Source organism: Blautia glucerasea, from assembly GCF_020537505.1.
Lineage (GTDB): Bacteria > Bacillota > Clostridia > Lachnospirales > Lachnospiraceae > Blautia_A.
In genome coordinates this window covers 38,272-51,339 of record NZ_JAJBMO010000006.1, presented here as the reverse complement: position 1 = coordinate 51,339, position 13,068 = coordinate 38,272, and the positions used below count along the sequence as shown (strand labels likewise).

The following is a 13,068-nucleotide window of genomic DNA, read 5'->3' as shown; positions in this document are numbered from 1 at the left end:
AAGGTGATTGGGAATGCATTTTGGCAGCAACTGTGAAGGTACTGAACAGTTGCGATTTAGGAAAAAATAGACACATAAGAAAGGGAGATTGTATGAAAGCATTTCTGATATTAGAAGATGGCCATGTATTTACAGGAACCAGCATTGGCTCTGCCAGGGAAGTCATCAGTGAGATTGTTTTTAATACTTCCATGACCGGTTATCTGGAAGTAATGACAGACCCGTCTTACGCAGGCCAGGCGGTATGTATGACCTATCCATTAATAGGAAACTACGGAATCTGTTATGATGACCAGGAATCCACCAAGCCGTGGATCGACGCATTTATCGTACGTGAATTATCCCGTGTTCCAAGCAATTTCAGAAGCGTTGACACCATTCAGCATTTCTTGACCAAACATGATATTCCTGGAATCGCAGGAATCGACACCAGAGCTCTTACCAAGATCCTCCGTGAGAAAGGTACTATGAACGGTATGATCACAACGGATGAAAATTATGACTTAAACGCAATTCTCCCCAAGTTAAAAGCATATACAACTGGTAAAGTAGTAGAAAAAGTAACCTGCCGTGAGAAAGAAATCCTTCCAGGAAATGGCCCGAAGGTTGCACTTATGGACTTTGGTGCGAAACGCAATATTGCCCGTTCCCTGAATAAGCGCGGCTGTCAGGTAACCATTTACCCGGCCCTTACACCGGCTGAAGAGATCCTGGGAGATCATCCAGACGGAATCATGCTCAGCAACGGCCCTGGAGATCCGAAGGAATGTACTTCCATTATTAAAGAAGTAAAGAAGCTTTACGATTCCGATGTTCCGATCTTTGCAATTTGTCTTGGACATCAGCTGATGGCACTTGCAACAGGCGGCGATACCTATAAGATGAAATACGGCCACCGCGGTGGAAACCATCCGGTAAAAGACCTTGCAACAGGCAGAGTTTATATCTCTTCCCAGAACCACGGCTACGTAGTAGATGCCAAGGATCTTGAGGAGAAAAATATTGCACACCCGGCGTTTGTAAATGTCAACGACGGCACAAACGAGGGAATGGCATACGTTGGAAAGAACATTTTCACAGTACAGTTCCATCCGGAGGCATGCCCGGGACCACAGGATTCCGGTTACCTGTTTGACAGATTTATGGAAATGATGGGAGGAAATAAATAATGCCAAGAAATAAAGACATTAAAAAAGTACTTGTTATTGGTTCCGGTCCGATCATCATCGGCCAGGCAGCAGAGTTTGACTACGCAGGAACACAGGCCTGCCGTTCTCTGAAAGAAGAAGGCCTGGAGGTTGTTCTTCTGAACTCCAACCCGGCTACCATTATGACAGATAAAGACATTGCAGACCGCGTTTATATCGAGCCTCTTACCGTAGAAGTAGTAGAGCAGCTGATTCTGAAGGAGAAACCGGACAGCGTTCTTCCTACCCTGGGCGGACAGGCAGGTCTGAACCTTGCCATGGAGCTGGACGAGAAGGGCTTCCTGAAAGAGCATAATGTAAGACTGATCGGTACCACAGCCCAAACCATCAAGAAGGCTGAGGACCGTCAGGAATTTAAAGATACCATGGAGAAGATCGGTGAGCCGGTTGCAGCTTCTAAGGTTGTTACCACTGTAGAGGATGGTTTTGCATTTACAAATACCATCGGTTACCCGGTTGTTCTTCGTCCTGCTTACACCCTTGGCGGAAGCGGCGGCGGTATCGCCCACAATGAATTTGAGCTTCGTGAGATCCTGGAGAACGGTCTCCGTCTTTCCCGTGTTGGAGAGGTTCTGGTAGAGCGCTGTATCGCAGGATGGAAAGAAATCGAGTACGAGGTAATGCGTGACAGTGCAGGAAACTGCATTACAGTCTGCAACATGGAGAACATCGACCCGGTTGGTGTCCACACAGGAGATTCCATTGTAGTTGCTCCGTCCCAGACTCTTGGAGACAAAGAGTACCAGATGCTCCGTACTTCTGCCCTGAACATCATCACAGAGCTTGGAATCACAGGTGGATGCAACGTTCAGTACGCACTGAAGCCAGATAGCTTTGAGTACTGTGTAATCGAGGTTAACCCTCGTGTAAGCCGTTCCTCGGCACTTGCAAGTAAGGCTACTGGTTATCCGATTGCAAAAGTTGCTGCGAAGATCGCACTTGGCTATACACTGGATGAGATTCCTAACGCCATCACCGGAAAAACATACGCAAGCTTTGAGCCAATGCTCGACTACTGCGTAGTTAAGATCCCGAGACTTCCGTTTGATAAATTTATAACAGCTAAGAGAACCCTTACCACTCAGATGAAAGCTACCGGTGAGGTTATGAGTATCTGCCATAACTTTGAAGGTGCTCTTATGAAGGCAATCCGCTCCCTGGAGCAGCATGTGGACAGCCTTATGTCCTATGATTTTACCCAGCTTACAGACGAGGAGCTTCTTGATGAGCTGGCAATCGTAGATGACCGCAGAATCTGGAAGATCGCAGAAGCAATCCGCCGCGGTATGCCGCAGTCCATGCTTCATGATATTACCAAGATCGATATCTGGTTCATTGATAAGCTGGCAATCCTTGTTGGAATGGAAAATGCCCTGAAGACCAGAAAACTTACCAAAGAGCTTCTTCTGGAAGCAAAACGCATGGAATTCCCGGACTACATCATCGCCCGCCTTACCGGAAGAACAGAGGAAGAAATCAAAGACCTCCGCGCAGAGTATGGTATCAAAGCAGCTTATAAGATGGTTGATACCTGTGCAGCTGAGTTTGCAGCAGCTACTCCATATTACTATTCTGTATATGGCGATGAAGGAACAGAGAATGAGGCAGTTGCCACACCAGATAAGAAAAAGATCCTGGTACTTGGTTCCGGCCCGATCCGTATCGGACAGGGTATCGAGTTCGACTTCTGCTCAGTACACTGTACCTGGGCTTTTGCAAAAGAAGGCTACGAGACCATCATTATCAACAACAACCCGGAAACTGTAAGTACAGACTTCGATATTGCAGACAAGCTGTATTTCGAGCCTCTCACACCGGAAGATGTTGAGAACATTGTAAATATTGAGAAACCGGACGGAGCCGTTGTCCAGTTCGGTGGACAGACCGCCATCAAGCTGACCGAAGCCCTTACCAAGATGGGCGTGAAGATCCTTGGAACATCTGCTGAGAATGTAGATGCTGCAGAGGACCGTGAGCTGTTTGATGAGATCCTGGAGAAATGCCAGATCCCGAGACCGAAGGGACACACTGTATTTACTGCAGAAGAGGCGAAAAAGGCAGCCAACGAGCTGGGTTATCCGGTTCTGGTTCGTCCTTCCTACGTACTTGGCGGACAGGGTATGAGAATTGCTGTAAGCGATGAGGATGTGGAAGAGTACATCGGTGTGATCAACCAGATCGCACAGGAGCACCCGATCCTTGTAGATAAGTACCTGATGGGAAAAGAAATTGAGGTTGACGCAGTCTGCGACGGCGAGGACATTCTGATCCCTGGTATTATGGAGCATATTGAGCGTGCCGGAATCCATTCCGGTGACAGTATTTCTGTATATCCGGCAAGAACCATCAGCGCTAAGGCGAAAGAGACCATTGCAGAGTACACCAGACGTCTTGCAAGAGCACTGCATGTAATTGGTATGATCAACATCCAGTTCATCGTTCTTGGAGATGATGTATACGTAATTGAGGTAAATCCGCGTTCCAGCCGTACGGTACCTTATATCAGCAAGGTTACCGGAATCCCGATCGTACCGCTGGCAACTAGGGTAATCCTTGGATACAAGCTGAAAGACATGGGTTACGAGCCAGGTCTTCAGCCAGAGGCAAAACACATCGCCATCAAGATGCCGGTATTCTCCTTCGAGAAGATCCGCGGCGCTGATATCAGCCTTGGACCTGAGATGAAATCTACTGGTGAGTGCCTTGGTATTGCAGAGACCTTCAATGAGGCTCTGTATAAAGCATTCCTTGGAGCTGGAATCCGTCTGCCGAAGTACAAGAACATGATCATGACAGTCAGACCAGAAGAACAGGAGGACGCTGTACCGATTGCTAAGAGATTTGAGGCACTTGGATACCGTATCTATGCCACAAGAGGAACTGCCAATACTTTGAAAGAGCACGGAGTTAAGGTAATCCGTACCAACAAGCTGGAGCAGCCGGCACCGAACCTTATGGACCTGATCCTTGGACATAAGATCGATGTGGTAATCGATATCCCATCCCAGGGTGTTGAGCATCAAAAGGACGGTTTCGTGATCAGACGTAACGCGATTGAGACTGGTGTTAATGTTCTTACCAGCCTTGATACCGCAGAGGCTCTGGTAACAAGTCTGGAGAACACAGATGCTAACAAGCTGAGTCTGATTGATATTGCGACTATCGCGAGAAGATAATAAACACGCGCTAAAGCATTAAACAAAGGCTACGGTTCACTCTGTGAACAGTAACAAACAAAGGCTAAATTTTTGCGAAAAATGCAAAATACAAGTTTACGAAAGCAAAGTTGTGTAATATACTAAAGAGGACGGAGAAGTTCAGGTCTCCGTCCTCATTTTGTTAAAGTGAGTGCGATGGAGATTGCGGATCAGACAGGATGGGTACGGCGCAGCTGATTTGAGAAAGTGAAGCAGCTGAAGGAGTTTCCTTGCATTCATAAGAAAGGGGTAGAAATGGATATTATCGAACTTTTAAAGGTAATTCTCCTTGGTATCGTTGAGGGAATTACAGAGTGGCTTCCCATCAGCAGTACTGGCCACATGATCCTGGTGGATGAATTTATTCATCTGAATGTTTCACAGGATTTTATGGACGTATTTCTGGTTGTGATCCAGCTTGGAGCCATCCTTGCAGTTGTTGTTTTGTATTGGAATAAGCTGTGGCCTTTTTACATAAAGAAGCTTCCAAGAAGAACCCAGATGGCCATTGCCAAGAAGCCGAAATGGGCACAGGTGATCCTGAATTTCGTTGAACGCTTCTGCGACAAGGAGAAATGGGTGCTGTGGTTTAAGATCGTGGTAGCATGTCTGCCGACCATTATTATCGCACTTCCATTTAATGATTCCATTGAAAAACATTTTAACAACTATGTAGTGGTTGCTATTGCACTGATCGTCTACGGTGTTTTGTTTATTATTGTGGAAAACTATAACAAAGGCAGAGAGCCCCAGTGCACAAGTCTGGAAGATTTGTCTTTCAAGACGGCACTTCTGATCGGCTGCTTCCAGGTACTCTCTGTTATTCCAGGTACATCCAGATCCGGATCTACTATTATCGGAGGGATCCTGGTTGGTACTTCCCGTACGGTCGCAGCTGAGTTCACCTTCTTCCTTGGTATCCCGGTTATGTTCGGAGCCAGTCTTCTGAAGCTTGTGAAATTCGGTTTTGGCTTTACCGGTACAGAGGTATTGATCCTGGTGATCGGTATGGTGGTTGCATTTGTAGTTTCCATCCTGGCGATCAAGTTCCTGATGGGCTATATCAAGAAACATGATTTCAAGGCATTTGGATGGTACAGAATCGTACTTGGTGCGCTGGTTCTGGTTTACTTTATTGGTAAGACTTTACTGGCATAAATTACATATAAAAAATTTTGGCGCCAGCCTGCATGGGGAAAATTTGCAGGTTGGCGTTTTTGCTATTTTGTGGGTTGAAAAGTTCGTCGAAGAGGGACGCATTCGGACAATGGGAATTACTCACTCACCGGCGCAACGCTACGATGAACTAATCGCTAACTGCGACTAAGGAGTTCCGGAGAGCCGTCACTCCTAAGTCTTCGTAAGCGCTGGATTTCATCTACGCTAAGAACGCGCCTGAAATGGTTCGCTGGAGTAATACCCATTGTGAAATCGCGTACGGGGTAACGACCAACCCACAAAATAGCAAGTTAAGGTATTTTCTTGTATATGAAAATAGGCTATAATATAAATAATTCAAGTAATGTAAACGAGGTGTACTATGGGAAAATATATAATGGCATTGGATCAGGGAACTACCAGTTCCAGATGTATTTTATTTGATAAGAAGGGAAATATGTGCAGTGTAGCACAAAAAGAGTACAAGCAGTATTATCCCAAGCCAGGCTGGGTGGAGCATGATCCGAAGGAAATCTGGTCTTCCCAGATTTCAGTAGCTACAGAGGCCATGAGCAAGATTGGTGTGGATGCAGAGGATATTCATGCTATCGGAATTACCAATCAGCGAGAGACTACCATTGTATGGGATAAGAAGACAGGAGAGCCTGTATATCCGGCAATTGTATGGCAGTGCCGCAGAACAGCCGATATGATCGAAAAGATGGAAAAAGACGGCATGTCAGAGCTGGTTCGAAAGAAAACCGGCCTGATTCCGGATGCTTATTTTTCAGGAACGAAGCTGAAATGGATCCTGGATCATGTGGAAGGCGCCAGAGAGCGCGCGAAGAATGGAGAGCTGCTTTTCGGAACTGTGGATACCTGGCTGATTTGGAAATTGACGAAAGGGAAGGTTCATGTGACGGATTACACAAACGCCTCCCGGACCATGCTTTTTGACATCCATGAGAGAAAATGGGATAAAGAGATTCTGGAATACCTGGATATCCCAGCGTGTATGCTGCCGGAAGTGAAGCCAAGCAGCTGTATTTACGGTTATACAAATGAGAACCTGATCGGTGGAAGAATCCCTATCGCCGGGGCAGCAGGAGACCAGCAGGCGGCTCTTTTCGGACAGTGCTGCTTTGAGTCAGGAGATGTAAAGAATACATATGGTACCGGCTGTTTTATGCTCATGCATACAGGCGATAAGGCGGTAGAATCCAAGAATGGACTTCTTACCACCATTGCGGTGAAAGCAGACGGAACGCCGGGATATGCCCTGGAGGGAAGTGTTTTTGTGGCGGGCGCTGCTATTCAGTGGCTGAGAGATGAAGTGGGAATTCTGGAGAGTTCTCCGGACTCAGAGAAATATTGTCTTTCTGTGCCGGACACAAACGGTGTTTACGTAGTACCGGCTTTCACAGGTCTTGGTGCACCATACTGGGATCAGTATGCAAGAGGTGCTATCCTTGGGCTTACCAGAGGCGCAGGAAAAGCTCATCTGGTGCGCGCAACGGTAGAGTCTCTGGCTTACCAGGTACACGACGTTCTGGAAGCCATGGAGAAGGATTCCGGCTTTGATCTCAGCGCCCTTCGTGTAGACGGCGGCGCTAGCGCCAACAACTTCCTCATGCAGTTCCAGGCTGACCTCCTTGACACCCAGGTAGTCCGCCCTAGCTGCATCGAAACCACTGCCCTTGGCGCCTCTTATCTTGCCGGTCTCGCTACCGGTTTCTGGAAAGACGCCTCCGAAGTAAAAAGCAACTGGCAGATCGGTCAGCAGTTTGCGCCCCGGATGACGGAAGAAGAGCGAAGAAAGAAGCTGAAAGGGTGGACAAAGGCTGTGAAGTGTACGTTCGAGTGGGCGAAGGATGAGGAAGAATAAAAACTGAGTTTTTTTGACTTAAAGTCCACTTTAACCTGTATAATAAAGAAAAAAATTCTGGCCATAGAGCGATTTCAGGTTTCCGCATATCCCCTTGCTCTATGGCCAGTCTTTCAAGAAAGGAGTATTTCATCATGGATAAAATCAAAAAAAATTTTGGTTTTGGCTGTTTGCGTCTTCCTATGAAGGATGGCGAAGTTGACAAGGAACAGATGTGTAAAATGGTAGATACTTTTCTTGAGCAGGGCTTCAATTATTTCGATACTGCTCACGGATATCTGGATGGAAAAAGTGAACTTGCCCTTCGCGACTGTCTGACCAGCCGTCATGAGCGTAGTGAATATATTCTTACTAATAAGCTGACAAACTTCTATTTCAAATCAGAGGAAGAAATCAGACCATTTTTTGAGAGCCAGATGAAGGCTTGTGGAGTAGATTATTTTGACTTCTATCTTATGCATGCACAGAGTGAGGAAATTTTCAAATACTTTAAGAAATGTCATGCTTATGAGATTGCACTCCAGCTGAAAGAAGAAGGTAAGATCCGTCATTTCGGAATCTCTTTCCACGACAAGGCAGAAGCTTTGGATCAAATTCTTACTGAGTATCCGCAGATTGAAGTTGTTCAGATCCAGTTCAACTATCTGGACTATGAAAATCCAGCTGTACAGAGCCGCAAGTGCTATGAAGTCTGTCGTAAACACAACAAACCTGTACTAATCATGGAGCCAGTTAAGGGAGGTAACCTTGTAAACCTTCCAGAAGACGCTAAGAAGGTTCTGGATGACCTTCACGGCGGCAGCCCGGCAAGCTATGCCCTTCGTTTTGCAGCGGGGTTTGAGGGTGTTCTTATGGTACTCTCCGGTATGAGTAATATGGAGCAGATGGAGGATAACATCAGCTTTATGAAGGACTTCCAGCCTCTGAATGAAAAAGAAATGGAAGCTGTTCACAAGGTGGCTGATATTTTCCATCAGAAACACGCGATTGCCTGTACAGCCTGTCGTTACTGTACTGCCGGATGCCCGAAACAGATTTCCATTCCAGACCTTTTTGCCTGCATGAATGCCAAGAAGGTATTTAACGACTGCAATGCAAATTACTACTACAGCAATGCTTACACTGTACATAACGGCAAAGCCTCCGATTGTATCAAGTGCGGCAAATGCGAAAAAGCCTGCCCACAGCATCTCCCGATTAGAGATTTGCTGGAAGATGTGGCGAAGGAATTTGAGACTGAACAGAAATAATATTTTGGCGGATCTATTTAGTTAGGTCCGCCAGATTTGTCTTAATTTAAGTGGTATTGCTTAAAAGGGCGGAAGCGGTTTATTCCGCCTTTTTATATTTAATATAATTCACAACCATCATGGCTAGTTTAAACGTCAGCGCATCCTCAAAAGTCCGGATATCCAGCCCGAACTTTTTCTGTAGTTTCTCAAAGCGGTACACCAGTGTATTTCGGTGTACATAAAGCTGCCTTGAGGTTTCAGAAAGGTTCAGGTTATTTTCAAAGAAGGTGCGGATGGTAGTGAGTGTTTCGTCATCAATAGAATCCAGAGTCTCTTCTTTGAAAAACTCATCGATAAACATCTCGCAGATCTCCACAGGCAGCTGATAGATCAGGCGACCGATTCCAAGACGGTTATATCCAAATACATTCTTGCCAGTATAGAAAATCTTGCCCACTTCCAAGGCAGTACGGGCTTCCTTGTAAGCATCCGGGAGCTGCTTCAGGTCATCTGCAATATTGCTGTAGGAAACCCAGGCGGAAGTCATGGCCTCGGTATTCAGCATGTCCACCAGCATATGGGCAATATCATCCAGATCGGAATAATCCTCAGAAGGTTGCAGCTCACGGAGAATAATAATTCCGGAATCGTCGATAGCGGTAATAAAATCTCTTGTCTTAGCTGCAAAAATATTACGGATGGTAGCCAGGGCATTTTCGTCCTTGCTCTGTTTGGTCTCAACCAGGAAAACTGCACGCCGTACAGTCGTAGCAATATGAAGCTTTTTCGCACGGTTAAAAGCGTCTACCTCAGAGTAGGAGCCAAGGAGAAGATTCTGCATAAATACGTTCTTGTCGCTTTTTTCCATGTAAGCGGTAAGCAGGCTCTCAATCTGGCAGACAGCCAGTTCCCCGATGGTGGAAGCGGCTTCTTCATTTCCCCATACGATCAGGACGTACTGAAGCTGGTGACTCTCTGTCACTTTATACAGACGGCAGTTCATATTGGAAATACACAGCGCCTCATCTTCCTTAAATTCTTCCAGCTTCTCTTCAGAAGGAAGGGCTCTGTCGCAGGTGCTGATATAAATAGTGTTATCTAAATTTACAAGGCAGAAATCCAGATGACTGATATTCTTCCAGTCTTCCAGACATTTCTGGAGAATCTGAAGTAATTTCATAGGTGTACTCCTTTTGTAGAAAAGTAATAAAGTTTGATCCAGGTGTGCGTTCACACTAAGTTTGTCCTGCGCCTGTGGCTTGGACTCTCTAAGTGTTCACAGTATATCACAAAAAAGCCCCAGGGGAAAACCCCTGAGGCCTAACTAAATTCATTCTTCTAAATATTAGTTGCAGATAGTAAGCTCTGTCTCTTTATCGAAGAAGTGAGATTTCTCCATATCGAATGCGAATTTGATTGTATCGCCTGTCTTGGAGTTTGTACGAGGATCAACTCGTGCTGTAACCTGAGTTCCGTTTACATCGAAGTACAGGAATACTTCAGCACCAAGAAGCTCATAAACTTTAACGGTAGATGTCATTGGAACGCTTGGAGAAGCCTCGATGAACATCTGGGAATCATGAATATCCTCTGGACGGATACCAAGAACAACTGTCTTGCCAACATAACCGCCGTCTTTCAGAACTTTCGCTTTCGCTGCTGGGATAACAATGTCATACTCACCAACTTTAGCAATAAGGTCGCCGCCTTTTTCAGCAATCTGAGCGTCAAGGAAGTTCATCTGCGGGGATCCCATGAATCCTGCAACGAACAGGTTGCCTGGCTGCTCATAAAGGTGCTGTGGTGTATCAACCTGCTGAACAACACCATCTTTCATAACAACGATTCTGGTACCAAGGGTCATAGCCTCTGTCTGGTCATGTGTTACATAGATGATTGTTGCGCCCAGTCTCTGATGGATCTTGGAGATCTCGATACGCATCTGAACACGAAGCTTAGCATCCAGGTTGGAAAGAGGCTCATCCATAAGGAATACCTTAGGATTACGAACGATAGCACGTCCCATAGCAACACGCTGTCTCTGTCCACCGGAAAGAGCCTTCGGTTTACGATCAAGAAGTTTCTCAAGGTCAAGGATTCTGGCAGCTTCCCTAACAGCTTTGTCAATCTGGTCTTTCGGAACTTTACGAAGCTTCAGACCAAATGCCATGTTATCATATACTGTCATATGAGGATACAGAGCGTAGTTCTGGAATACCATTGCGATATCACGGTCTTTCGGCTCTACATCGTTCATAACTTTGTCACCGATCTTTAATGTACCACCGCTAATCTCCTCAAGACCTGCGATCATACGAAGTGTTGTAGATTTTCCACATCCAGATGGTCCAACGAAGATGATGAACTCTTTGTCTTCAATTTCAAGGTTGAAATCTTTAACTGCCTGGAAACCATTTGGGTAAGTTTTGTTAATGTGCTGTAATGATAAGCTTGCCATGATTTTTCCTCCAAAATTTTCAATTAATTAATATGCTTAAATAAGTTCGATGCTTTTTTCATCTGTTGTTAGTATAGCGAAAACCACCCAAAAGGGCTAGGGCAGAATCATACAAACTTTTAAACAGTTTCTTGTCAATCTGACGAAAAAGCAGTAGCCTTTGGCGCCCGCTTCTCATTTATGAACATTCCCTGTAGTAATTTTGCATGAAAAAGCTGTTGAAACCAGTCACATTTGCACAAAAACAGGTAGTAGATGTTCAGTCCGCAGCCATGCATAGTCTCATAATTGCCCTGGCCTTTGGCTAAAATGACATCTGCGCTCTGCAAAAGCTCCCGGGTATGTGTACTGATTCCATGAAACCAGGTACCTCCTACATCACTGCCGTTTCCCAGAACTGGTACAATGTCGGTAAGCCCACAGAACTCTGCATCAGCCATAGTAGCGTCGTTCCCCGCTGGCAGACCGCGTACCAGTGCCGTGACACGTATATTGGGAAATGTTTTTTTCAGTACCTGAATGGCAATTTTGTCCAGGACAATCTCCCCACAGTTGTCGGTAATATATACAACATTGGATGCTTTTTTCATATCCTGACAGAAATTCCGGTACTCCTGTTCATCCAGCTCATCCTTGTTTTCACTTTTAATAAGAGAAAGTGCAGTTTCCTTGCTGACTTCTGGAAGGGCTGCAAAGTCGATATAGTTGCCAGTGCGGGCGTAAATAAGCGCAGCCTTCAGTGGATCTGAGGAATAGCGGATGGTGGAGAGAAGGTCTTCTTCCAGATCCAGCATAAGCTGGTCGTATTCACGGTTGATCTGACGAAAATCTTCCATAGGAACGCCCCAGAAGGAACAGTAGAACTTCTTCAGCTCTGTGGAAATGCTGGGAACGCAGTCCTCCTCCTTTGGCTGGTCAAAACGCTGGCGGATTTTTTCCATATATTGCTTCTTCCTGTCCTCATCGTCAAAATGACGGATCTTAGCCTCCTGCTTCCGAAGCTGACAGGCCATACATTTTGGATTTAATTTCATAGATGCCGTTACTGAAAACTTATAAAAAGTTATAAACTTCTATGTTTCATTCCTACTTCAACGAGTATGCTTTTGATGATATAAATATCTATCTACTCACAAGTTCTTGTACTCTCCATAGGCGTAAATTCCGGACTAACGTATCTGTACATATTTGCATTAACGTTTCAGTGTCAGCTTGCAAATTTCTCTCCGTAAGTCTTGAGATTTATAGATGCCTGGAAGTCTCTGTCAATCATATTCCCGCACTCACATCTATAAATTCTGTCAGATAACTTCAAATCTTTTTTGATGTTTCCACAACAGCAGCAAAGCTTTGATGATGGATAAAACCGATCAGCTACAATAAGCTGAATTCCTTTATCACTGCATTTATATTCAAGCTGTTTTCTAAACCAAAAAAATCCCTGTTCCTGGACTGCTTTGGATAAATGTCTGTTTTTCATCATTCCGCTGACATTCAGATCTTCAATACATATAAATCTTGGTTTTCGATTTATGATCTCAGATATGGTCTGATTCAAATAGTTTTTACGGATATTTGTTAATCTGTGATTTCGTTTTAATAAAAGTTTTTCCTTTTTGATTACATTATTTGTTTTACAGTAGCTTTCTCCTTTCTTATTTTTCTCGTAAGAACGAGAGATACTACGCTGTAATCTGCGTTTCTGTTTTTCTAGTTTCTTTCCTTTCTGATTCTTATTGATGTTCTTATACTTAGTTAATTGTAATGCGGTTTTTAGGCTTTACATTTATTACCTGGTTGAGTTGCTCATCAGAATAATATCTATAGCCACTTACTGTAGTATGATGCGGATGAAGTACTTATATGATTTTATAATTTATATTTAACTGTTAATAACCTCCTAAAAATGGAATATCAAATTAACGGAAAT

The 13,068-nt window shown here is 44.8% G+C and carries 8 protein-coding genes and 2 pseudogenes; 5 read left to right on the top strand and 5 right to left on the bottom strand.

The genetic code is table 11. The features are described 5' to 3' along the window. Positions 1-92 precede the first annotated feature (92 nt). The 5 genes from LIQ05_RS06915 to LIQ05_RS06895 all read left to right on the top strand — a co-directional run bounded on the left by LIQ05_RS06915 (position 93) and on the right by LIQ05_RS06895 (position 8,698). On the top strand, positions 93-1,169 hold the full coding sequence (locus tag LIQ05_RS06915) for a carbamoyl phosphate synthase small subunit (RefSeq protein WP_226819621.1): 1,077 nt from the start codon (positions 93-95) through the stop codon (positions 1,167-1,169). After that, complete coding sequence (gene carB / locus LIQ05_RS06910) at positions 1,169-4,384, top strand: carbamoyl-phosphate synthase large subunit (protein ID WP_226819620.1); 3,216 nt, start codon at positions 1,169-1,171, stop codon at positions 4,382-4,384. The genes LIQ05_RS06915 and carB overlap by 1 nt, the downstream gene beginning before the upstream one ends. Positions 4,385-4,660: 276 nt before the next feature. Further along, on the top strand, positions 4,661-5,563 hold the full coding sequence (locus tag LIQ05_RS06905) for an undecaprenyl-diphosphate phosphatase (protein ID WP_226819619.1): 903 nt from the start codon (positions 4,661-4,663) through the stop codon (positions 5,561-5,563). A gap of 382 nt (positions 5,564-5,945) precedes the next feature. Beyond that, a complete protein-coding gene (glpK, locus tag LIQ05_RS06900) occupies positions 5,946-7,448 on the top strand; it encodes a glycerol kinase GlpK (RefSeq protein ID WP_226819618.1) in 1,503 nt (500 codons plus the stop codon). Positions 7,449-7,582: 134 nt separating this feature from the next. Beyond that, complete coding sequence (locus LIQ05_RS06895; protein ID WP_226819617.1) at positions 7,583-8,698, top strand: aldo/keto reductase; 1,116 nt, start codon at positions 7,583-7,585, stop codon at positions 8,696-8,698. A gap of 79 nt (positions 8,699-8,777) precedes the next feature. On the opposite strand, the gene LIQ05_RS06890 is transcribed toward LIQ05_RS06895, so the two are convergent. The 5 genes and pseudogenes from LIQ05_RS06890 to LIQ05_RS20565 all read right to left on the bottom strand — a co-directional run. Then, positions 8,778-9,860, bottom strand: coding sequence for a PucR family transcriptional regulator (locus LIQ05_RS06890; RefSeq protein WP_226819616.1), 1,083 nt, complete (start codon positions 9,858-9,860; stop codon positions 8,778-8,780). A 165-nt stretch (positions 9,861-10,025) separates the two neighbouring features. Further along, a complete protein-coding gene (locus tag LIQ05_RS06885) occupies positions 10,026-11,138 on the bottom strand; it encodes an ABC transporter ATP-binding protein (protein ID WP_118582627.1) in 1,113 nt (370 codons plus the stop codon). Positions 11,139-11,272: 134 nt separating this feature from the next. Beyond that, positions 11,273-12,172 (bottom strand): damage-control phosphatase ARMT1 family protein, encoded by a 900-nt coding sequence (locus LIQ05_RS06880; protein ID WP_226819615.1) that lies wholly within the window; start codon positions 12,170-12,172, stop codon positions 11,273-11,275. 173 nt (positions 12,173-12,345) lie between these two features. Beyond that, a pseudogene (locus tag LIQ05_RS06875) lies at positions 12,346-12,891 on the bottom strand (RNA-guided endonuclease InsQ/TnpB family protein); the annotation flags it as partial. A gap of 4 nt (positions 12,892-12,895) precedes the next feature. After that, positions 12,896-12,994: pseudogene (locus tag LIQ05_RS20565) on the bottom strand (IS607 family transposase); the annotation flags it as partial. Positions 12,995-13,068 lie beyond the last annotated feature (74 nt).